Origin of the sequence: Desulfovibrio sp. (assembly GCF_009712225.1) — a bacterium.
GTDB lineage: Bacteria > Desulfobacterota > Desulfovibrionia > Desulfovibrionales > Desulfovibrionaceae > Desulfovibrio.
The window spans coordinates 333,852-353,843 of sequence record NZ_WASP01000003.1; the positions used below are offsets into that span (position 1 = coordinate 333,852).

Below are 19,992 nucleotides of genomic sequence, written 5' to 3' on the forward strand. Positions count from 1 at the left end.
ACACAAAACCGGCCTCGCCCCACTGCCCGTTTTCGGGCAGTGGGGGGCTCCTGTTTATATCTGTGGAAACATCTGACTAATCCCAACAAAAACACGTCATTTACCTATTGACGATGCGTGGCCCTGCATTACTTTTAATGGGCAGGCGGCGCGAACAGGTGTACTCTGGACGCACGTCAAGGAAACGACCCGACGGGGAGCACGCATCATGGCAGTATCGTACAAGGATTATTACAAACTTCTGGGAGTAGAGCGCGCAGCGTCAGCTGAAGAAGTATCCAAGGCTTACAAAAAGCTGGCCCGCAAATACCACCCCGACCTCAACCCCGGCGACAAGCAGGCAGAGGAGAAGTTTAAGGAAATCAACGAAGCCTATGAAGTGCTCAAAGACCCGGAAAAGCGCAAACTGTACGACCAGCTTGGCCCCAACTGGCAGCACGGCCAGCAGTTTCAGGGCGAACCGGGCTTTGAGAATGTGCATTTTACGTTCAACGGCAAAAACTTCGACGGTTCGGGCTTTTCAGACTTTTTTGAAACCCTGTTTGGCGGCGGAGGCCAGTTTGGCGGTCCCTTTGGCGGTCAGGCCGCCGGGAGAGGGGCCAATTTTGGGCCCGACCCCTTTGGCGGTTTTTCGTCGCGCCAGCGGCGTGGCCGCGATGTAGAGGCAGAGCTTGGTCTGAGCCTTGAAGAAGTGCTGCGCGGCGGCCCGCGCTCTGTAACCATCAACATGCCCGCTGGTGCAAAAACCCTAGAGGTCAACGTGCCCGCTGGCATACGCGAAGGTGCAAAGCTGCGCCTCGCCGGTCAGGGTGACCCCGCACCGGGCGGCACGCCGGGCGACCTGTTTTTGCGTGTGCGCTATCTGCCCCATTCAGTTTTCAAGGTGGATGGCGATAACCTGCAATGCGACCTTGCCCTGACCCCGTGGGAGGCCACCCTGGGCGCACGGGTTGAAGTGCCCACCCTTGAGGGCAGCGTAGAAATGCAGATTCCCGCCGGTTCCAGCTCAGGGCGCAAGTTCCGCCTGCGCGGCAAGGGCCTGGGCGCTGGCGACAAGCGCGGCGATCTGCTGGTAAAAATCATGGTTCGGGTTCCCGCCCAGGTTACTGACGAAGAACGCGAACTGTGGAGCAAGCTGGCCGAAATTTCGGCCTTCAAGGCCCGCTCGTAAGACTCGCCCCAAGGCTTGAACAGATCACATCTGGCAGCCGCCAGCGGGCACACCCCAGCGGCTGCACACAGGGTTTGCATGCGTATTCCAGCGGCGCCGCCGCAGGCGGCAACCGATACGGTTACTGGTGGAGGACACAAATGAGCATGACCCCAAAAAAATCTTCACTGCCCGTGCCTTCAACGGTCATGGTCTGGCAGGAATTCATCGAAGCCACGGGCATAGCGCCCGAACGGCTTCAGGAACTTCTGGGACTTGGCTGGATAGAAGCCCGCACCAGCGCGGCGCAAGACTTCCTTTTTCGCGATGTAGACATCTACCGGGTACGCAAGCTTGAGCGCATATGCTGCGACTTTGAGCTGCCCGTGCTTGGCGGCACCATCATCGTGGATCTTCTGGAACGCATCGATTCCCTCGAAAGACACGTGCGAAGATTACAGCATTTTGAAGAAGAATAGCCGGTTTGAGAGCATGCAGCCTCCCGGCCAGAAATAACAGAAATTTCGTCCGCCACCGCGCGGACAAGGTGGAGGAAGCTTATGGATATCAACAAATTTACCGATAAAGCCCGCGAGGCTGTAGGTCAGGCCCAAAGCATTGCCGCAGGCATGGGGCATCAGGAAACAGACGCCGAGCATCTGGCCCTTGCCCTTGTGCAGCAAGAAAAAGGCATTGTGCCCCGCATTCTGGAGCAGATGGGCGTACAGCCCAAGGCTCTCAGTGTTGCCATTGAGGGGGCGCTGCGCAAACGGCCTTCTGTCTCTGGCGGCGGCATGGATCCCAACAAGATCATGATTACCCAGAGGCTGGCAAAAATTCTGGGCGACGCGCAGAACGAAGCCAACCGCATGAAGGACGAATACGTCAGCGTAGACCACCTGTTTGCAGCGCTGACCGATGTTTCGCCCTCCTCGCCCCTTGGCGAAGTGTTCAAGGAATACAAGATCGCCCGAGCCCGCTTTGTGGCAGCCATGGAAGAGCTGCGCGGCGGTGCGCGAGTGACCAGCGCCACCCCCGAGGACACCTTCGAGGCGTTGACCAAGTACGCTCGCGACCTTGTGGAGGCCGCCCGTCAGGGCAAGATGGACCCGGTCATTGGCCGCGATGCCGAAATTCGCCGCGTCATCCGCATTCTCTCGCGCCGCACCAAGAACAACCCGGTGCTTATAGGCGAGGCGGGCGTGGGCAAAACCGCCATTGTGGAAGGTCTGGCCTTCCGCATTGTGAAGGGCGACGTGCCGGAGGGCCTCAAGGGCCGCAAGCTCTTTGCCCTCGACATGGGTGCGCTTATAGCCGGTGCCAAATACCGTGGTGAGTTTGAAGAACGGCTGAAAGCCGTACTTAACGAAGTGGAAAAGAGCGACGGGCAGATCATCCTGTTCATCGACGAGCTGCACACCATCGTGGGCGCGGGCAAGACCGAAGGCGCCATGGACGCGGGCAACCTGCTCAAACCCATGCTGGCGCGCGGCGAGCTGCACTGCATCGGTGCGACCACGGTGGACGAGTACCGCAAGTATATTGAAAAAGACCCGGCCCTCGAACGCCGCTTCCAGCCCGTGATGGTTGAAGAACCTACGGTGGAGGACGCAATTTCCATTCTGCGCGGGCTCAAGGAACGCTTTGAGGTGCACCACGGCGTGCGCATCAGCGACTCGGCCATCGTTGAGGCAGTGGTCCTTTCGCACCGATACATCACCGACCGCCAGCTGCCGGACAAGGCCATCGACCTCATCGACGAGGCCGCAGCCATGATCCGCACCGAAATTGATTCGCTGCCCGCAGATCTGGATGAAGTGAACCGCAAGGTCATGCAGCTTGAAATCGAACGAGAAGCCCTGCGCCGCGAAACAGACGCCGCCTCGCGCGAACGCCTTGAAAAGCTTGAAAACGAGCTGGCCGACCTGCGCGCGCAGCAGGCCAACATGCGCAAACAGTGGGAGAGCGAAAAAGGCTCTATCGACAATGTGCGTGAAATCAAGGAGCAGATCGAACAGACCAAGCTGGCTATCGAGCAGGCAGAGCGAGCATACGACCTCAACAAGGCCGCCGAGCTCAAATACTCCAGGCTGCTTGAACTGGAAAAGAAGCTGGCTGCCGCATCTGGCCCGGGAGCCGAAAGCGAAGGCCCGCGCCTGCTCAAGGAAGAAGTGCGCCCCGACGACGTGGCCGAAATTGTGGGCAAGTGGACGGGAATTCCCGTTACACGCCTGCTCGAATCCGAGCGCGAAAAACTGCTGCGTCTTGGCGACCAGCTGCACGAGCGGGTTGTGGGTCAGGACGAGGCCGTTACAGCGGTAGCCGATGCGGTGCTGCGTGCCCGCGCGGGACTTTCCGACCCCTCGCGGCCCACGGGTTCGTTTATCTTCCTTGGCCCCACGGGCGTGGGCAAAACCGAGCTTTCCAAGGCTCTGGCCGAAGCCCTGTTTGATACAGAAGACAATATGGTTCGCCTCGACATGAGCGAATACATGGAAAAACACTCTGTTTCGCGGCTCATCGGTGCGCCTCCAGGCTACGTGGGCTATGACGAAGGCGGTCAGCTTACCGAGGCAGTGCGCCGCAAGCCCTATTCCGTCATCCTGTTTGACGAAATTGAAAAGGCGCACCCCGACGTGTTCAACACCCTGCTGCAACTGCTGGACGATGGCCGCCTGACAGACAGCCAGGGCCGCACGGTAGACTTTCGCAACTGCATAGTCATCATGACCTCCAACATCGGCTCCATGCATCTGTTGGACGGCATCTCTGCCGACGGCACGCTCAAGGAAGGCGCGAGAGAAAGGGTCATGGAGGAACTGCGGGCGCACTTCCGCCCCGAATTCCTCAACCGCGTGGACGAAACCGTGGTCTTTCTGCCCCTGCGGCGCGACCAGATTGCACGCATTGTGGATCTTCAGGTCAACCGCCTGCGCAAGCGGCTTGAAGACCGCAAGATCAGGCTTGAGCTTACCGACGAGGCCCGCAAATTTATTGCCGATGCCGGTTACGACCCGGTGTACGGCGCGCGGCCCCTCAAGCGCTATGTGCAACAGGCCGTGGAAACCCCGCTGGCCAAGGAACTGGTGGGCGGCAAGATTCGCGACGGCCAGACCGTGGTTGTGGACGCGGCAGACGGCAGCCTGCAATTCCGCACCGCATAAGCGGCACAAGGCTGACAGCCAACCCAAAGACAAAAGGGGGATTCCTGAACAGGAATCCCCCTTTTTTAATGACAATTTCACCTTGCGGGTTTGCCCCTCGGATGTGTCTAACTTCTGTAGGCGTTGCCCAAGGCGTCTGCCGACAAGATGGCTGCGGCAATGCCTTCTTCCGTAATGGGAAAGGGCATGCCATGAATGGATTCTTCTGGCAGGCAGGCCTTGCGGGCCACCTTGCGTAGGTCTTCTGCGCTGATATCGGTAACGCCAATGTCCTTGAGGCACACGGGCAGGCCCACCGAGGTGCAGAATTCCAGCACTTCTTCAATTTCTTCGGTGGGCGCGTTTTCCAGCACCAGCTGGGCCAGGGTGCCAAAGGCCACCTTTTCGCCATGCAGGTAGGCGTGGGTTTCTTCCAGCGCGGTGAGACCATCATGTATGGCGTGGGCAGCGGCAAGGCCGCCGCTTTCAAAGCCAAGGCCAGAGAGCAGCGAGTTGGCTTCGATCACGTTTTCCAGTGCAGGGGTTGCCATCTTAGCCTGACAGGCCAGCACTGCCTTGTAGCCATCTTCCAGCAGGGTGCGGTAACAGGTGCTGGCAAGAGCCTGCGCGGCAAGGGTTCCCCTTGCGGGCGGGCAGTCGCCCGTGCGTGCGCCGCAGGGCAGCCCCGCGTTGACGGCAGAACACGAGCGCCGGGTGGCCCGCGCCTCAAAATAGGTGGAAAGCGCATCGCCCATGCCCGAAACCAGATAACGCACCGGCGAGACTGCTATGATCGAAACGTCCATCAGCACCACATCGGGATTGCGGGGAAAGTAGGCGTAGTCTTCCATTTCGCCGTTGGGTTTGTAGATGACCGCCGAGTGGCTGGTGGGCGCATCTGTGGCCGCAGTGGTGGGCACCACGATAAGCCCCTGCCCTGCCGCAACGCAGCGCGCCGTGTCCAGAGCCTTGCCGCCGCCAAGTCCAACGGTGCAGTGGCAGGAATGCTTGCGGGCCAGATCGCCCAGGCGGGCAATTTCATCGCGCGAGCATTCGCCCTGAAAGTCCGTTTCCACAAAGGTAACGCCAAATTTTGCCGCTGTGGCGTCCAATGCCTCGCGCACCCGCCTGACGCTGCTCTTTGTAGCTACCAGCAGGGCCGAAGTGCCGTACTGGCGCACAAAATACCCCAGATTGAGCAGTTCGTTTTCGCCCTGCACATACTTGGACGGACAGATAAACGCTCTTCTCATGGCATGCTCCGCTTCCGGTTTGTGGCCGGCATTGCAGGTTAGAGGCGGTTGCCCCTAGGCTTCTGTTTTCACTCCCAGCAGTGCGCGGGCGTAGTCCTCGCCGCTGAAGGGGCGCAGGTCTTCCATCTTTTCGCCCAGGCCCACATAGGTGATGGGCAGGTGGTGCTGCATGGCCACGGCAATGGCCACGCCACCCTTGGCCGTGCCGTCGAGCTTGGTGAGAATGAGCTCGTCGATGCCTGCGGCTTCCTTGAAAAGCTTGGTCTGCGAAAGGGCGTTCTGCCCGGTGGTGGCGTCGATCACCAGAATGGTGCGGTGCGGTGCCCCCGCGTGTTTTTTGCCCAGCACCTGACGGATCTTGGTCAGTTCTTCCATCAGGTTGACCTTGGTTTGCAGGCGGCCTGCCGTGTCCACATAGAGCACGTCAACGCCTTCCTGAAGAGCGCGGTCCATGGCCTCGTAGGCCACGGCTGCGGGGTCGGAACCGGCGGTACGCGCATGGAACAGCGCGCCCACGCGCCCCGCCCATACCTGCAGCTGCTCAATGGCGGCCGCACGGAATGTATCGGCTGCGGCAATCATCACCTTTTTGCCCTGCATGCGGTCACGGTGAGCCAGCTTGGCAATGGTGGTGGTTTTGCCCACGCCATTGACGCCGATCATCAGCACCACTTCGGGCGGGTTAACGGCGGCAATACGGCGCGGCGCGCGAAAAATCTCTTCCACCTCGGTCATGAGCAGTTCGCGCACCTTGACGGATTCGGTAACTTTTTCCTTGCGGGCGCGTTCTTTCAGGCGTTCAACCAGCTCGATGGAAGGCTCGTAGCCAAGGTCGGCCATGATAAAGAGTTCTTCCAGCTCTTCCCAGAAGGCGTCGTTGAGTTCGCCGTGCCCGGCAAACAGCGCGTCCAGCCCCTTGGCAAACTGCTCGCGCGTGCGCGAAAGCCCCTGGCTGATCTTGAGAAAAAGGCGGTTGCGCTCGTCTTCCTCGTCTTCCATATCCAAAGCCAGAGCCAGCCGGTACTGCAATTCAGAGCGGAATTCTTCCACCTGCCGGTAACCCATGCGGGTGAGCCATTCCTGAAAATCGCGCACAAAGTTCTGGGCTTCGGCTTCCGGGGCATCAAGGGCGCGCAGCAAAAAGAACAGACGCTGCCACAGCAGGTCGCCAGTTTCATCCACGCCTTCAAGCACAATGCCAAGCCATACGGAAAGTCTGGGTTCCGCCTCGCGCAGGCGCAAAGTAAGGGCTTCATCTGCGGGGCTGACCACAAGGGGCTGCCCCGCCTGCTCCATTTCTGGCGCGGCGGCTTCGGCAATGGCTTCTTCGCCAGATTTTACAGCGTCTACGTCTTGCTGTGGAGCGGTGGCATCGGCCTGTTCCGCACCGCCAAACATTTTTTTAATGGCTGAAAAAAAACCCATACTATCTCCTTATCTTCCACCCTCTTGAACCGAGGGCTTGCTTTCCTTACGAGGCTGCCCTTCCAGGGCTTCCAGCACTTCACGCAGCGCCAGCACGCATTCTTCCACGGCCTGAGCCGCAACCGCGGCATCCGCATCATTCACGGCCCACTGCATGGCGTGTGCGGCAGAGGCCAACCGCTCCGCGCCTACGCAGGGCGCTGCTTTTTCCAGTATCCGCCCAAGGCGGCACAGGTTTTCCGCGTCTTCTGCCGTGTAAAGCCGCAACAGCAAACTTGGTGCACAGGCAAAGGTTCTGCCAAACAATCCTGCGGTGATGCGCCAGGCTTCAGGCCTGCGCAGCAAGAAGGCGCGGCCAAGCTCCGCGCTTATAACTGTGCCTGCCGCAATGCCGTCGCTCTGCGGGGCGGGTGTCATATCGGCAGTTGCCATTTCTGTCTGCGCCTCTACCGCTGGCATTACCCCACCAGCCGGAGCAGGGGCAACGGCAGGCGCAGGGTCGGGAGCAGGAGCAGGAACAGATGTCTGCCCTTCGCCAGCCAAAGCCGCGACAGCAGAATCCGCCTGTTTTGACGCGTCCGCACGAAATGGTGTGCGCACAAAAAACAGAACCCGCACGCGGGTCAGATCACCCCAGTGCCACAGCAAAAGCAGCAACACCAGCGTGCAAAAAACAGCAGAAAGGCTGAACCGCGCCACTTCCCTGCGCGCCTTTTGCGCCAGATCTTCATCAGTGATGCGGGGCGAAAGGTATACTTCAACCGAGCCCACGGGGCGGCCTTCCATCTTGAGCGGGTTCATGCCCTGCACGCTGTTTTCGGGAATTTCATCATCCCACGGCACGGGTTCCCACTGATAGTTGCGCCGCTGCCCTTCCAGCATGCCCTTGTTGGTCTGCACCTTGATGGCATAGATGGATTCGTCGGCCATGGCGGCCATAACAATGGTGCGCGCGGCCAGTTCGTCCAGCTCCCAGGCGGGCAACGAAAGCAGGGCCGCCAGTTGCGCCGCCATGCGCCCGGCATCGCTGCCAAGACGGTTTTCGGCCTCCTGTCTGTCCTCATTGACGTTCCACACGCCCATGAGCAGGAACAGCAGCAGTGCGGCGGCCCAGACAATCAGGGCCAGCCTGCGGCGCATAACATGATTTATATGGGCCATACACGTTGTCGCGAGAACCGCATCCCCGCGCTCCTTACTGTTAGTGTGGTCTGCCGTGCAGACGGTGTACCAGCGCGCGGACAGCCACAAGAGCATCGCCATCGCGCAGGGCCAGTAGACATAGCAGCCAGGCCGCCGCACCGCCAGCAATGGCCACGGCCAGCTCCAGCCAGATGCCGTAACCGCGTAAACACTCAAGCAGCTGCCACGCTGCCAGAGCTGTGGCCGCCGCAGCCGCGCACTGCCGCAGCACAGAGGCAGCGCCGGGCAGGCAGGCCAGTCCCGCAGATGGGCCCGTTGCCGCGCCCAATGAATTCTTTTTCAGGCTGCTGGCAAGTATGTACAGCAAAAAGCCGCATTGCAGCCACAAACCCAGACTCACGGCCAGCGCTGGAGCCATGACCCCAAGGCTGCCCGAAAGACTATGGACCAGTGCCGCCCCAACCGCAAGCGTGGCTACCACGGCCCACACAGCGCTGACAGCAGTGCGCCGCACCTCGCCCAAGGCATTGCATGCGGCCAGCAGCGACCGGTTGACCGCAAAGGCGGGCAGACCCGGCAGATAGGCCCACAGGGCAAGCCCTGTTTCATAGGCTGCGTTGTCGCCAAAGGCTCCATGGCGCAGCAAGCCTTCAACCAGGCGAGGCCCCACAGCCCACAGCCCAGCGGCAGCGGGCAGACTCAGCAGCAGGGTCAGGCGCAGCGCCGTGCGCAGCTGATCGGAAAACAGGGCAAAATCTTTGGCCGCAGCAAGGCGGCTCAAGGTTGGCAGGCTTGCCATACCAAGGCACACGCCCACCAGCCCCAGAGGCAGCTCCAGCAGGCGCTCGGCATAATACAGGGCGGCAACCTGCCCGCGCCCAAGGCTTGATGCCAGCGACATGGCCGCCAGCATGGCCAGCTGCGGGGCTGAGGCCCCAAGCAACCCTGCGGGCAGACGGCCCAGGCATTTCCATGCGAGGGATGCCGCACGCGAATGCAGCGCAGCCTGCTCTTTGTCCTGACCAGCATCTATGCTGGCAGCCCGATGAGCATGCACAGGCGGCAGCAGACGCCGCACGGCCAGCCACTGGGCAAACCACTGGGCCAGGCCGCCGCACAGCATGCCCACGGCCAGCGCGGGCGCTGCAGGCAACAGGCCCAGCCCCGCAGCTGCGGCAAACAGCAGAATAACAATGTTGAACAAGGCAGGGGAAGCCGCAGGCAGCCAGAACACTCCAAGGCTGTGCAACAGGGCCATGCCAAGGGCCGCCATACCCGCCGCCAGCGTATAGGGCAGACAGATACGCAGCAGGTATATGGCCTCCTGCCGCTCTGGCCCGTAAAAACCGGGGGCCAGCACTTCGGCAAGCCAGGGAGAGCCAACCATGCCAAGGGCGGTAATAAGGGCCAGCACAAGGCCCAACCGTGTGGCCAGAGCCTGAGCCAGCAGGCGCATGCTGCGGCTGCGCTGCAAACCGGCGGCATGACTTTGCGCCACGCCAAGGCGCTCAAGGTGCACAAGGCTGGCTGTGAGGGTCATGGAAAGCGAGCCCTCGCCCAGCATGCGGCGCAGCACATGGGGCAGGCGCATAGCCGCCACCAGAGCGTCGGCTGCTGCACCGCCTCCCACAAGCCAGGCCATGCTCATATCGCGCAAAAGACCGAGCACGCGCGAAACAAGGGCAAAGCCGCCCAACAGGGCCGCCGTGCGGGCAATGCCGCCCTGTTGCGAGCCGGGTTGTGAACCGGGCTGACCGTGCGTGTCGCCGCTTTCAGAAGCGATCATTCTTCCTCGTTTCAGCCTTGCGAAAAATTGAGGGCCTGAACTGCAGGGCAACCGGGCAGTACGCCCACATCAGCCTCGCCCCCTGCAGATGGTATGCAAGCCGCTTGCTGCTTCTGACCAACACTTGAGCCAGGAGCAGCAAGCAGCCAGAATCCTACGGACGGTGCGGATCGGGTTCAGACTTCCACGCCGCCACGGCTTCGCGCACAAGGCGGTTCTGCTCTTCGGGCATGCCGTCCTTGAACAGTTCGGCAAAAACGTGGATGCGAGTGCCGCCGCGCGGTGCAAACAACCCTTTGACCCTGCACCAGCAGGGGTTAAGAATTGTGCGCAGGTCTTCCAGTACGTTGTTGGTGATGGTTTCCATAAAGGACTGATGATTGCGGAAGGCAAACATATAGAGCTTGAAACTCTTGGACTCCACACACAGCTCATCGGGAATATATTCCACGGTGATGGTGCCGCAGTCGGGCTGACCGGTCACCGGGCACAGCGAAGTAAATTCGGGAAAGCTGATGCTGATCACGTAGGGGCGCTGGGGAAAGCAGTTGGGAAAGGCCTCCAGCAAGGCTACGCTGGGGCCACCCTCTGGGGACTGAAGCCGGCCTGTGCCGAGAACCTTCAGGTCCTGGGTCTGATCCTGGCTGCGGGTACTCATGGGATACTCCTTAAATAACACGGGAAATAACGCTGCAACACAGCGTGGGGGGCCGCCCGGTGCGGTGCGGCAAAGGCGCATGCGCAAAAAAAGGTTGCCCTTGGCGGCGCACAAATGCAAACGCGCAAGCCTGAGTCGCCAGCAGAGCATGGCGTGGAGCCGGGCGCGTATCGGACTTGTAACCCATTGCGCTTGCGGCTACAATATTCTATTCCCCACTCCAATCCGATTGCACTCCATCGGCCAGTTCACGGAGCATAGTATGAACATCCTGCTGCATGTCCATTCCTGCAAGCGGGGCCAATGCCTGCCCCTACTGCCTGTTGCCGCCACGGATACAGATTTTTGCCGCAGTCACGGCCTCATGACGCCCGAACCATGGGCAGTGCCGCACCTGAGGGTGGGTACATGCTTTTGCGGGGCCTGCGGCACGGCCCTGCTCAAGGTCACCGGGCGAACCTGGATGCCCCTGCCCCCCTCCATGGCAGCTCTTGGCAGCAAAGGAGACGAACCCTGGCAGGCGGCCCACGCGGCGCAGTGCCTGCTGCTTACGGCGCTTACCGACCTGCCCGAAGGCCCGCTGGAAGTGACTACAAGAAAAACAGGCCACAGCCTTGCATGGGTGACCCTTTCCGACAAGGGCGCGCGGGGCCAGCGGCTTGACCTGAGCGGCCCGGCCATTGCCGAAATGATTGGTTCCACCATGCCGCTCTGCCACAGCCAGGGGTTTTTGCTGCCCGACGAACCGGACCAGCTGCGCGCCCTGCTCACAGACCTGGCACTGAGCATGGGCTTTGACATTATCTGCACCACGGGTGGCACGGGGCTTTCGCCGCGCGACATAACGCCGCAAACCACTGCCGCCCTGCTTGATACGCCCCTACCGGGCTTTACACAGGCCATGCTGGCCGCCAGCCTTGCCAAAACGCCCCACGCTGTCATATCGCGTGCGGCGGCAGGTACGCTGGGGCAAAGCATCATCATTAACCTGCCGGGCAGCCGCAAGGCCGTTGTGGAAAACCTTGCCGCCGTGCTGCCCGCCCTGCCCCACGCCCTTGCCAAGTTGCAGGGCGACCCCGCCGATTGCGGCGGTTAAGGAGAACACATGCGCTTTTTTTCGCTCTCCGGCACCAGGCTTTCCACGCCTTTTGGCCAGTTTGGCGACATCTGCCGGATGATCAAGATCGAGCATTCTGTTTTTGCGCTGCCCTATGCCTGGGCGGGGGCTTTTCTGGCCGCGCGGGGGGTACCCTCTGCCCGCAGCCTGATTTTTCTGACCATTGGCATGATCGCGGCACGCTCGTTTGCCATGGCCTTCAACCGGCTGGCCGACCTCCCCTTTGACCGCGACAACCCACGCACACAGCAGCGCCCCCTTGTCACGGGCGTAATCAGCCAAAAGCAGACCTGGGCATTCTGCGCGCTCATGGCCGTGATTTTTATTGTAGCCTGCGCCGCGCTCAACAAGGTTTGCCTGTGGCTTTCCGTACCTGCGCTGCTGTTTGCTGCCATTTACAGCCTGCTCAAGCGCTTTACGGCCCTGTGCCACTTCTGGCTTGGGGCAACCCTTGGGCTGGCCCCGCTGGCGGGCTGGCTTTCGGTCAATCCTTCAAGCCTTGGTCTTGCGCCCATTTTGCTGTTTTGGGCTGTTACCTTTTGGGTGGCCGCCTTTGATATTTATTACGCCTTTCAGGATATGGATTTTGACGTGGCCTTTGAGCTGCACTCCGTGCCTGCCACCCTTGGAGCAGATACGGCCCTGACGCTGGCGGCTTTTTCTCACGCCATGACGTCCATCTTTCTGCTCCTGACGGGTTATGCCGCAAACCTTTCCTGGCCGTGGTACATTGTATGGTTTGGCATCAGCGTAATGCTGCTGGTGGAACACAGGCTCATGAAGCCCCAGGACCTGCGCCACGTGAATACGGCTTTCTTTACACTCAACGGCATCATTTCGCCGGTCGTGCTGATCGGCGTGCTGCTGGGCATTTACATCTGACGGAGGCGGCATGCCGCGCAAAAAACAGTATCAATGGAAGAACAGCGACGAGGCCGAGGGCTTTGATTCCCTGCCGCCAAGCCGCTCTGAAAAAAAACGCCAGAGCATTGCCTTGCAAAACATGGGCGAGGAGCTGACGCGCCTTGGCCCGCAGGAGGTCAAAAATCTTGACCTGCCCGCAGACCTCAAGGAAGCACTGCAACTTTACGCCCGTATAGGCGACCACGAAGGCCGCCGCCGCCAGATGCAGTTCATTGGCCGTGTCATGCGCGAGATAAATCCAGCGCCCATCCGGGCCATGCTGGATGCGCGCCGCGAGGTTTCTGCGGCAGCCACCGCCGCCCTGCACAAGGCAGAGCAATGGCGCGACCGGCTGTTGACTGCCGACGAGGCAGAGCTCACGGGGCTGATTGACACCCTGCTTGCCGCAAGACCAGCGCAGCCCGAATCAGATGCCACGGAAGAAGCGGACATCAGGTCGGGTAAAAAGCCCCTTGGGGCAGATGAGCTGCGCATCATGGCCGCAGCCGCCCGCAAGGAAGCGGCAGAAAACACAACTCCCCAGGCTCGCCGGGCTCTCTTTCGCGCCATTCACGGCATGCTGGGCTAAGAGGGTTGCCCAAAAACCAGCGTAACCCGCGCAATTATAAAAAAATAAAAAAATTGCGCAGGAATACTTGACGGTCAGCGGGTGTTAGTATAGAAACCTTCTTCGTTGCTACGACGCCCTTGTAGCTCAGTCGGTAGAGTGCATCCTTGGTAAGGATGAGGTCAGCAGTTCAATCCTGCTCAAGGGCTCCACAAAAATCAAAGGACTTACGGATAAACCCGCAAGTCCTTTTTTTTCGTCCCCAGTTTGTCCCCAGTTCGCCGCATGCCGGTCTTTACGCCGAAGCTGTCAATACGAATCCCCCTCGCTGTGCATCAGCAGGCAGCGCCCCAATAAACGACAAAAACCCCGCAAGCGGGGTTTTTACATCATTACGCAAAAGTACGCAGGTAAGGCCGCAAAGTCTGGCCTACGCTCCGTCAGGAGTGCTGATATCTGCTGTGCTGCGGTTAGTTCTGTCGCAAGTCAGAATATCTCCCGCGCAAACTCTTTCATGGCCGCACTTTCGGCACCTTCAAGAATATTTACGGTGTGGATAGCCTGCAACCCGGCGCTGGCCAAAAAACGCCCTGCGCGGGCAGTGTTGGCCCTGGGGCTGTCTGGCTTGGTAATGAGGCCCAGCACGCGCTGGTTAAAGGTGCGCGCAAAACCGGGGGGAAAGGCAGAGGTTGCACGGGTGGCATCCTGCACAAAAACAAGGGTACGGCACTCCATGGCAGAGGTAATGAGGGCGCGGTAAAACCGCCTGTTTTCCATAAATTCTGCTGGCGGCAACACAAAAGGGCCAGCGTATTCCACCGCCAGCGGGCACAGACCAGCAGGCGGCGCAAAGCCCAAGGCGTGGACAAGACTACGCCTGCCCACGCCCTTTTCTCCAATCAGCATTACGCGGTGCATACAGCCTATGAACGGGTCAGTTCTGTCAGGTCGTAGTGCAGCACCGAGCCAAAATAGCGCAGTACTTCACGCAGGGCGGCCTCTACGCTGGCAACGTCGCCGGTAAGCAGCAGCGAACCGCCAAACCGGTCAAGAAAGCCAATGCCCACCGCTGCGGCCTTGGTGGCAATGTCGGCGGCGATGATCACGCCCTCGCTGGGTGTGATGGTCAAAATGCCAATGGCCGTGGCGGTTTCGTCGTCCAGCCCCAGCTTGATGTAAATATCGCGTTGGGGGCTGGCTATCAGATGCGCCAGGGTTATCTGCCTGCCTGGCACATATTCCTGAATGACGCGCTGCTTTACTTCTTCCATGGGCTTTGTCTCCGCCATCGTTTGCGGCTAACCTGCGGTTTGCTTGCGGCTTGCCGGGGGTTACAGCAGCTGCCGTTTCAGATCTTCGCTGGGTGAGGGAATGACAATCTTGCTCACCACGGGGCCGCCGTCGGTCACGTTGGCCGCGCCAGCGTCCACCGAAGACTGCACGGCGCTGACCTCGCCGGTCATGACCACAAAGGCCTTGCCGCCAAGCCCGGCCGAAAGGCGCAGGTCAAGCAGGCTGACCTCACCGGCCTTGGCAGCTGCATCGGCCGCCAGTACGCAGGATGCGGCAGTGTAGGTTTCAATAATGCCCAGCGCGTTGATGCGGTCGTGAATGGCGGTTCCATTCATGGCCGGAATGACGCTTTCGTGCACATTGGGGATCACGAACGAATCCACCACCATGTCCGCTCCCAGGTGCAAACCTGTTTGTACGGAGCTCGTCACTGCGCCAGTGTCACCGGTAACAACAATAAGATAGCGGCCCGGGCAGGTGGTACGAGCCATGACAAGTTCCACATTGGCAGCCTTGACCATTTCGTCCGCAGTCTGCATGCCCATGCCGATGCTGCTCAGTTCAACACAGCCTATAGTACGTAATTTCATTGTTTACCTGCCCTGCCCCTTGATGGTTACCATACCGTTTTCCACTGCCGTGACCACGCCGTTGATGCTGGCGTGAACGCGCGCGCCCATGGCTTTTTCAGGTATTTCGCCAATAACATCGCCAACCTTTACGTTCTGCCCTGCGCTGACCACGGCCACCGCGGGCGCGCCAATATGCTGGCGCAAAGGAATGCGTACTTCTGCCGGTTCAAAATCACCCACAAAAGGCGGATGTGCTTCGTACCCGGCCAGCCCAAGCCTTTTGACAAGGCGGCTGGTGGGAATGCGGCGCTCATCCCTGAAACGCGAGGGGGTCAGGGGGTGACCGTCGTATTCCCATTTGATGCCTGCGCCCATGAGCTCTTTTTTCAGCAGGGCGTTTACTTCGCGGGGCGAAATGCCCATGGGGCAGGCAAATTTTTCGCAGATGCCGCATTCGGAGCACAGCAGGGCCTCTTTGGCCACGGGCTGCTCAAGAGTCTGGCCGTTCAGAACCCGCATGAGCTTGTGCGGGTGCAGGCTGTGCCCAAGCAGGCTGCGGGGGCACATGTCTGTGCACTGCGAACACTGGCAGCACACGGTATTGGTGATACGCCGCACCTTGGCGGGATCCATGACCTTGCGCGCCACCACGTTATGGTCGGGCGGCAGCACCAGCAGGCCGCTGGTGGTCTTGGTGACAGACTGCTGGGCATCGGCCAGAACCCGGCCCATCATGGGGCCGCCGTCCACCACGCGGTACTCGCTGATGGTGGGGCCGCCCGCAAAGGCCAGCACATCTGAAACCAGCGTGCCTACAGGCACGCGCACCACCATGGGGCGGGCAACCTCACAGCCTACCGTAAGGTAACGGTGGGTGACGGGTGCGCCTTCCATGGCGTGGGCAACATTGCAAAGTGATTCCACATTGCTGACAACAGCGCCGATCTGCAGGGGAATACCCCTCTCTGGCACTACCTTGCCCAGCACTTCATACACCATGACCTGCTCGTCGCCGGCAGGGTAAAAATCGCCCAGCTCAAAAACCGAAATGCGGCCTTCGCCCAGTCGGTCGGCAGCTTCACGCACACTACGCATGGCCCCTGCGTGCTTGCCTTTGAGACAGATAATGCCGTTGGCGGCCCCAGTGCAGTCCATCATGGTTTTCAGGCCCCGCATCAGCGTATCTGCCTGAGTCTCCATGAGGAAAGGGTCGCTCATGAGCAGGGGTTCGCACGAAGCCCCGTTCACCAGTACCGTTTGGGCCGTGGCGTCTGCCTTCACATGTGCTGGCAGGCCTGCTCCGCCCGCGCCAACAACACCGGCAACGCGGATGGCCTCAACTATGGGTTTTCCCATGACTGTTCTCTCCTTTAAAGCAGATTGACTGATGGGGGCCTGCTTTCAGGTTCAAGAACGCTTCACCGTAACCAGCGGGCGCACTATCGCAGTGCGCGCTGGCGAGTGGGGCTTCTGAGCTCATGAACACAGATCAGTCAACCTGGTATCGTTCAACTTCTGGCCTGCCAGCCGGTCTGGCCGGGCTGTTTTTCTCCAGCCAGACCGGCGTTTACAAGGCCGTTTTGCCTGCAATGCGGCAAAAAGCTACCACGCGCTCTCGAGTAGCAATACAAGATCATCGCGCGACGGCAGCCGGGGGTTGCTGCGCGTGCAGATATCTTCAAGAGCGTTGGCCGCCATGGCCTCAAGGCCACGGTGATATTCCTGTTCGTCCACCTTGAGCTCCCGCACGCGTGCGGGAATGTGCATGGCGGTGTTGAGGTCGCGCACGGCATTGACGAGGTTGCGCGTGCCTTCCTCGACTGTTGCCGAGGGCAGACCGATCATTTCAGCGATTTCGCGGTATTTTACGCCAGCGTCAAAGCTGTTGAAGCTGATAACATAGGGCAGCAGCACCGCATTGGCCAAACCGTGCGGAATGTGGAACTGCCCGCCAAGGCTGTGGGCCAGACTGTGCGTGACGCCCAGCCCGCTGTTGGTAAACGCCAGACCGGCCATGCACGAACCGATCAGCATGTTGTCGCGCGCGACCATGTCGTCGCCGTGGTCATATGCACGCTGCAAGTAGTTGAATACGTTCCTGATGGCCCTTTCGGCATAAATAGCCGTAAATACGTTGCTGTAACGCGAGGTGTAGGCCTCTATCGCATGGGTAAGCACGTCCATACCCGTTGAGGCAGTGACGTGCGGGGGTACCGTGCGGGTAAAGCGGGCATCAAGAATGGCCGCATCAGGAATGAGAGATTCATCATTAAGCGGAATTTTTACGGCATTGGCCTTGTCGGTTATTACCGCAATGGACGTTACCTCAGACCCCGTGCCGCTGGTGGTGGGTATGGCCACCAGCATCGCCTTGCGCCCGCCGTCGGCCTTGTTACCGAAGTAGGCGATGGCCTTGGCCATGTCGATGGCCGAACCGCCGCCAAGGGCAACAATCATGTCTGACCTGCTGCGCAGGAAATGCCCCGTTGCTTCAACCACGGCCTGCAGCGTGGGGTCAGGCTCCACACCGGAAAAAACGCTGTAGCCAATACCCTTGCGCTTCAGGTGGCTGATGGCCTGATCGGCAAAGCCGCTCTTGACCATGAATGGGTCTGTTACCACAAAGGCGTGCCGCGCCGGAAACGATTCGAGCGTTTCCAGAGCATAAGGGCCATAGCAGATCTTCGTTTTTCCATAAAACTGGGTCACTTTATCCTCCACGGTTTGCGCGGAGACCACGGGCTGGTCTCCGCGTTACCGTACACCTGTCTCTCCGAAGGCCGGTTCTCACTTGCGCTTGGGCAGAATCATTTCCACTTCTTCGTGGGGACGGGGGATCACGTGCACGCTCACCAGCTCACCCACGCGGGAAGCGGCGGCAGCACCAGCATCGGTGGCGGCCTTAACGGCACCCACATCGCCACGCACCATCACGGTCACCAGGCCAGAACCAACCTGTTCACGGCCGATCAGGGTCACGTTGGCGGCCTTCACCATGGCATCGGCCGCTTCCACGGCGCCCACAAGACCACGGGTTTCAATCATGCCCAATGCGTCAGTCATCGTCGCCATTGTTGTCTCCTTACCTCAAGGGTGTGTTCATCCGGCTGAGCCGGAATTTTGCAACGGCCACGGGGGCCGCAGGTTTGATTTAGTGCAGGTCTTTGCCGATGGCGGCCACGGTTTCAAGCGTGACCTTTTTCAACGTTTCGGGGTCGGTAATGCCGTAGTGCTGCCGGATAATGGCGGCAACGCCCACAAGCAGTTCTTCGTCGTACTGGGCTTCGTGGGGCGCGTGCGCCTGTTCGTGGCAGCAGCACTGGCCTTCCGCCTCGCCGTAAACCACCTCGATGCCGCGCCTGATCAACTCGTCGCGCGCACCGGCGGTGATAATTTTGGAGCTGTCCATGGCAAGCTTGCCGCAGCAGACAAATTCATCAATATTATCAAGTGTTATCAGTGTCTTGCCCATACATACCTCTTCTATCCCTCAGCCGGGCTCTCGCGCCTGGCGGAGGATGCTTGACTGACGTTATGGGCGGCCATACCCGCCAGTGCCTTTGTTACAGCAGGATCAGGTTGCGGAATAACCACCTGCTGCAACAGGCTTTTGCCCAGAATGGCGGCAGAAGCAGCGGCAGCTTCACGCACTGCCTCCACATCGCCGGTGAGGACAAAGTAGGATTTGCCTCCAATGCCTTGGCCCAGCACCATGCGCACAAGGGCCACGTCGGCCCGCTTCACTGCCCCGTCGGCGGCGATAACGCCGTCGGCGGCGTTGCGGCATTCAATAACACCAAGTGCGCGGCCTCTCGGCTGCACCGGTTCGCGGCGCAAGGCACCCAACACCTGCGGCGACACGTGCGAAACCACGTAACTGCCCGCCAGATGCCAGCCAGAATCAACAGCGGCGCGAACCGATGTTTCCACGGCCTCGCGATCGCCTTCCACAAGAATGAGAAAACGCCCGGCACAGACAACAGAGGCCCGCACCAGTACGACCGGCGCAGCCTTGAGCATGATGTCAGCCAGTTCTGCGCCAGCGGCGATGCTGCGGCTGTCCACAATGCCAAGGGTATCCATTGCTAATTGACCTCCGGCAGCTTGCCCATCATTTCTTCCTGATCAAGAATACCCACAATGGCGGCGTCTACCGGCGATTCCTGATTATACAGGGCCTTGCGCGCAGAGCTGCCCGTGGTGATGAGAACGCGTTCGCCGATACCGGCACCAACGCAGTCCACGGCTACAAAGCTTTCGGCCAGCTTGTTGTGCGCAAGGTCAAGACGCTGCACCACCATGAGCTTCAGTCCGTTAAGGGAGTCTTCCTTACGGGTGGCCCAAACGTTACCGACAACAATGCCTATCAGCATGTGGCACCTACAGATTCTTCAAAATGGTCATATTGTGGTCTGCCGCGGCTTCTTCAGCCAGAGGCGTAACCACAGCGCAATGGGGTACACGCAACACGCGTGCGCCCTTAGCGGCGGCCATAGTCACATGTTCAGCCGTTACCGGCGTATGCGGCACGCTGACGCTTTCGGGCGACTGAGCGGCAAGCTCGGTCAGGCCGTAGGTTGCAAGAGTTGCCACATAGCCTTCATACAGCCGCCGCAGGGCGTAAGGCGCTGTTTGCGTATGGGCGCGCCAGGCAAAGCCCAGGGTGCGCACATCCTTGCCCTGCATGAGCAGATCGAGCACCGACCGCAGGGCAATGCTGCCCCCCCGGCCCACGGCCAGATCTGCCGTATCAGAGCACGAAAGTTCCGGCAGCACGTACAGGTCTGGCTGCGCAGAGGGCTCGTTGCCCTGAAAGTACACCTGCGCGTTGCCGCCCAGGCGGTTTTGCACTTCGCTCGTAAGCCCGTCGCTTGCCGGGGCCAGCACAAGGGCCACAGGCCCGGCTGGTTTTTCCAGCCTGTGCAGCACCTCGCTCACGATGGCGGCTATAAGCGTTTTGGTATCCACAGCCATGGTTCTG

At 60.2% G+C, this 19,992-nt stretch carries 21 protein-coding genes and 1 tRNA gene; 7 read left to right on the top strand and 15 right to left on the bottom strand.

All coding sequences use genetic code 11. The annotated features are described in order from the left end of the window. Positions 1-208: 208 nt before the first annotated feature. The 3 genes from F8N36_RS02655 to clpB all read left to right on the top strand — a co-directional run bounded on the left by F8N36_RS02655 (position 209) and on the right by clpB (position 4,314). Positions 209-1,171, top strand: coding sequence for a DnaJ C-terminal domain-containing protein (locus tag F8N36_RS02655; RefSeq protein WP_291331189.1), 963 nt, complete (start codon positions 209-211; stop codon positions 1,169-1,171). 140 nt (positions 1,172-1,311) lie between these two features. Beyond that, positions 1,312-1,629, top strand: coding sequence for a chaperone modulator CbpM (locus tag F8N36_RS02660; RefSeq protein WP_291331190.1), 318 nt, complete (start codon positions 1,312-1,314; stop codon positions 1,627-1,629). An 81-nt stretch (positions 1,630-1,710) separates the two neighbouring features. Further along, complete coding sequence (gene clpB, locus F8N36_RS02665; RefSeq protein WP_291331191.1) at positions 1,711-4,314, top strand: ATP-dependent chaperone ClpB; 2,604 nt, start codon at positions 1,711-1,713, stop codon at positions 4,312-4,314. Positions 4,315-4,421: 107 nt separating this feature from the next. Here clpB and F8N36_RS02670 read toward each other — a convergent pair whose 3' ends face one another. The 5 genes from F8N36_RS02670 to queF all read right to left on the bottom strand — a co-directional run bounded on the left by F8N36_RS02670 (position 4,422) and on the right by queF (position 10,558). Continuing rightward, positions 4,422-5,546, bottom strand: a complete 1,125-nt coding sequence (locus F8N36_RS02670; RefSeq protein WP_291331192.1) for a glycerol dehydrogenase — start codon at positions 5,544-5,546, stop codon at positions 4,422-4,424. A 54-nt stretch (positions 5,547-5,600) separates the two neighbouring features. Next, positions 5,601-6,971, bottom strand: a complete 1,371-nt coding sequence (ftsY, locus tag F8N36_RS02675; RefSeq protein WP_291331193.1) for a signal recognition particle-docking protein FtsY — start codon at positions 6,969-6,971, stop codon at positions 5,601-5,603. A gap of 9 nt (positions 6,972-6,980) precedes the next feature. Then, the gene (locus tag F8N36_RS02680; protein WP_291331194.1) at positions 6,981-8,132 is read right to left on the bottom strand and encodes a hypothetical protein; all 1,152 of its coding nucleotides are present in this window, start codon (positions 8,130-8,132) and stop codon (positions 6,981-6,983) included. A gap of 40 nt (positions 8,133-8,172) precedes the next feature. After that, a complete protein-coding gene (gene murJ / locus F8N36_RS02685; RefSeq protein WP_291331195.1) occupies positions 8,173-9,900 on the bottom strand; it encodes a murein biosynthesis integral membrane protein MurJ in 1,728 nt (575 codons plus the stop codon). Between the two features lie 154 nt (positions 9,901-10,054). Next, a complete protein-coding gene (queF, locus tag F8N36_RS02690; RefSeq protein ID WP_291331196.1) occupies positions 10,055-10,558 on the bottom strand; it encodes a preQ(1) synthase in 504 nt (167 codons plus the stop codon). A 262-nt stretch (positions 10,559-10,820) separates the two neighbouring features. On the opposite strand from queF, the gene F8N36_RS02695 reads away from it, so the two are divergent. The 4 genes from F8N36_RS02695 (at position 10,821) to F8N36_RS02710 (ending at position 13,358) form a co-directional block, all read left to right on the top strand. Then, the gene (locus F8N36_RS02695) at positions 10,821-11,654 is read left to right on the top strand and encodes a MogA/MoaB family molybdenum cofactor biosynthesis protein (RefSeq protein ID WP_291331197.1); all 834 of its coding nucleotides are present in this window, start codon (positions 10,821-10,823) and stop codon (positions 11,652-11,654) included. A gap of 9 nt (positions 11,655-11,663) precedes the next feature. Continuing rightward, positions 11,664-12,557, top strand: a complete 894-nt coding sequence (locus F8N36_RS02700) for a 4-hydroxybenzoate octaprenyltransferase (RefSeq protein ID WP_291331198.1) — start codon at positions 11,664-11,666, stop codon at positions 12,555-12,557. Between the two features lie 10 nt (positions 12,558-12,567). Next, a complete protein-coding gene (yjgA, locus tag F8N36_RS02705) occupies positions 12,568-13,167 on the top strand; it encodes a ribosome biogenesis factor YjgA (RefSeq protein ID WP_291331199.1) in 600 nt (199 codons plus the stop codon). 115 nt (positions 13,168-13,282) lie between these two features. Then, positions 13,283-13,358: transfer RNA gene (locus F8N36_RS02710), tRNA-Thr, on the top strand. Positions 13,359-13,632: 274 nt separating this feature from the next. Here the strand turns inward: F8N36_RS02710 and F8N36_RS02715 are convergent. From F8N36_RS02715 to F8N36_RS02760, 10 genes are all read right to left on the bottom strand, one after another. Next, positions 13,633-14,052: a EutP/PduV family microcompartment system protein gene (locus F8N36_RS02715; protein ID WP_291331200.1), complete on the bottom strand. Its 420-nt coding sequence runs from the start codon at positions 14,050-14,052 to the stop codon at positions 13,633-13,635. 17 nt (positions 14,053-14,069) lie between these two features. Beyond that, the gene (locus tag F8N36_RS02720) at positions 14,070-14,417 is read right to left on the bottom strand and encodes a BMC domain-containing protein (protein ID WP_291331201.1); all 348 of its coding nucleotides are present in this window, start codon (positions 14,415-14,417) and stop codon (positions 14,070-14,072) included. A gap of 60 nt (positions 14,418-14,477) precedes the next feature. Further along, on the bottom strand, positions 14,478-15,029 hold the full coding sequence (locus F8N36_RS02725) for a BMC domain-containing protein (protein WP_291331202.1): 552 nt from the start codon (positions 15,027-15,029) through the stop codon (positions 14,478-14,480). A gap of 3 nt (positions 15,030-15,032) precedes the next feature. After that, positions 15,033-16,367: a 4Fe-4S dicluster domain-containing protein gene (locus tag F8N36_RS02730; protein ID WP_291331203.1), complete on the bottom strand. Its 1,335-nt coding sequence runs from the start codon at positions 16,365-16,367 to the stop codon at positions 15,033-15,035. 246 nt (positions 16,368-16,613) lie between these two features. After that, complete coding sequence (locus F8N36_RS02735; protein ID WP_291331204.1) at positions 16,614-17,720, bottom strand: 1-propanol dehydrogenase PduQ; 1,107 nt, start codon at positions 17,718-17,720, stop codon at positions 16,614-16,616. Positions 17,721-17,798: 78 nt separating this feature from the next. Continuing rightward, entirely contained in the window at positions 17,799-18,083 is a 285-nt protein-coding gene (locus F8N36_RS02740) for a BMC domain-containing protein (RefSeq protein ID WP_291331205.1), read from the bottom strand. Positions 18,084-18,162: 79 nt separating this feature from the next. Further along, positions 18,163-18,483: a hypothetical protein gene (locus F8N36_RS02745; protein WP_291331206.1), complete on the bottom strand. Its 321-nt coding sequence runs from the start codon at positions 18,481-18,483 to the stop codon at positions 18,163-18,165. Between the two features lie 11 nt (positions 18,484-18,494). Further along, a complete protein-coding gene (locus tag F8N36_RS02750; RefSeq protein ID WP_291331207.1) occupies positions 18,495-19,094 on the bottom strand; it encodes a BMC domain-containing protein in 600 nt (199 codons plus the stop codon). 2 nt (positions 19,095-19,096) lie between these two features. Then, complete coding sequence (locus tag F8N36_RS02755) at positions 19,097-19,384, bottom strand: EutN/CcmL family microcompartment protein (protein WP_291331208.1); 288 nt, start codon at positions 19,382-19,384, stop codon at positions 19,097-19,099. Between the two features lie 7 nt (positions 19,385-19,391). After that, positions 19,392-19,985, bottom strand: coding sequence for a hypothetical protein (locus F8N36_RS02760; RefSeq protein ID WP_291331209.1), 594 nt, complete (start codon positions 19,983-19,985; stop codon positions 19,392-19,394). Positions 19,986-19,992 lie beyond the last annotated feature (7 nt).

What these genes read in the sequence shown, in the direction of transcription:
- F8N36_RS02655 (WP_291331189.1), top strand. Translation starts at nt 209, where the DNA reads ATGGCAGTATCGTACAAGGATTATTACAAACTTCTGGGAGTAGAGCGC.
- F8N36_RS02660 (WP_291331190.1), top strand. Translation starts at nt 1,312, where the DNA reads ATGAGCATGACCCCAAAAAAATCTTCACTGCCCGTGCCTTCAACGGTC.
- clpB (WP_291331191.1), top strand. Translation starts at nt 1,711, where the DNA reads ATGGATATCAACAAATTTACCGATAAAGCCCGCGAGGCTGTAGGTCAG.
- F8N36_RS02670 (WP_291331192.1), bottom strand. Translation starts at nt 5,546, where the DNA reads ATGAGAAGAGCGTTTATCTGTCCGTCCAAGTATGTGCAGGGCGAAAAC.
- ftsY (WP_291331193.1), bottom strand. Translation starts at nt 6,971, where the DNA reads ATGGGTTTTTTTTCAGCCATTAAAAAAATGTTTGGCGGTGCGGAACAG.
- F8N36_RS02680 (WP_291331194.1), bottom strand. Translation starts at nt 8,132, where the DNA reads ATGGCCCATATAAATCATGTTATGCGCCGCAGGCTGGCCCTGATTGTC.
- murJ (WP_291331195.1), bottom strand. Translation starts at nt 9,900, where the DNA reads ATGATCGCTTCTGAAAGCGGCGACACGCACGGTCAGCCCGGTTCACAA.
- queF (WP_291331196.1), bottom strand. Translation starts at nt 10,558, where the DNA reads ATGAGTACCCGCAGCCAGGATCAGACCCAGGACCTGAAGGTTCTCGGC.
- F8N36_RS02695 (WP_291331197.1), top strand. Translation starts at nt 10,821, where the DNA reads ATGAACATCCTGCTGCATGTCCATTCCTGCAAGCGGGGCCAATGCCTG.
- F8N36_RS02700 (WP_291331198.1), top strand. Translation starts at nt 11,664, where the DNA reads ATGCGCTTTTTTTCGCTCTCCGGCACCAGGCTTTCCACGCCTTTTGGC.
- yjgA (WP_291331199.1), top strand. Translation starts at nt 12,568, where the DNA reads ATGCCGCGCAAAAAACAGTATCAATGGAAGAACAGCGACGAGGCCGAG.
- F8N36_RS02715 (WP_291331200.1), bottom strand. Translation starts at nt 14,052, where the DNA reads ATGCTGATTGGAGAAAAGGGCGTGGGCAGGCGTAGTCTTGTCCACGCC.
- F8N36_RS02720 (WP_291331201.1), bottom strand. Translation starts at nt 14,417, where the DNA reads ATGGAAGAAGTAAAGCAGCGCGTCATTCAGGAATATGTGCCAGGCAGG.
- F8N36_RS02725 (WP_291331202.1), bottom strand. Translation starts at nt 15,029, where the DNA reads ATGAAATTACGTACTATAGGCTGTGTTGAACTGAGCAGCATCGGCATG.
- F8N36_RS02730 (WP_291331203.1), bottom strand. Translation starts at nt 16,367, where the DNA reads ATGGGAAAACCCATAGTTGAGGCCATCCGCGTTGCCGGTGTTGTTGGC.
- F8N36_RS02740 (WP_291331205.1), bottom strand. Translation starts at nt 18,083, where the DNA reads ATGGCGACGATGACTGACGCATTGGGCATGATTGAAACCCGTGGTCTT.
- F8N36_RS02745 (WP_291331206.1), bottom strand. Translation starts at nt 18,483, where the DNA reads ATGGGCAAGACACTGATAACACTTGATAATATTGATGAATTTGTCTGC.
- F8N36_RS02750 (WP_291331207.1), bottom strand. Translation starts at nt 19,094, where the DNA reads ATGGATACCCTTGGCATTGTGGACAGCCGCAGCATCGCCGCTGGCGCA.
- F8N36_RS02755 (WP_291331208.1), bottom strand. Translation starts at nt 19,384, where the DNA reads ATGCTGATAGGCATTGTTGTCGGTAACGTTTGGGCCACCCGTAAGGAA.
- F8N36_RS02760 (WP_291331209.1), bottom strand. Translation starts at nt 19,985, where the DNA reads ATGGCTGTGGATACCAAAACGCTTATAGCCGCCATCGTGAGCGAGGTG.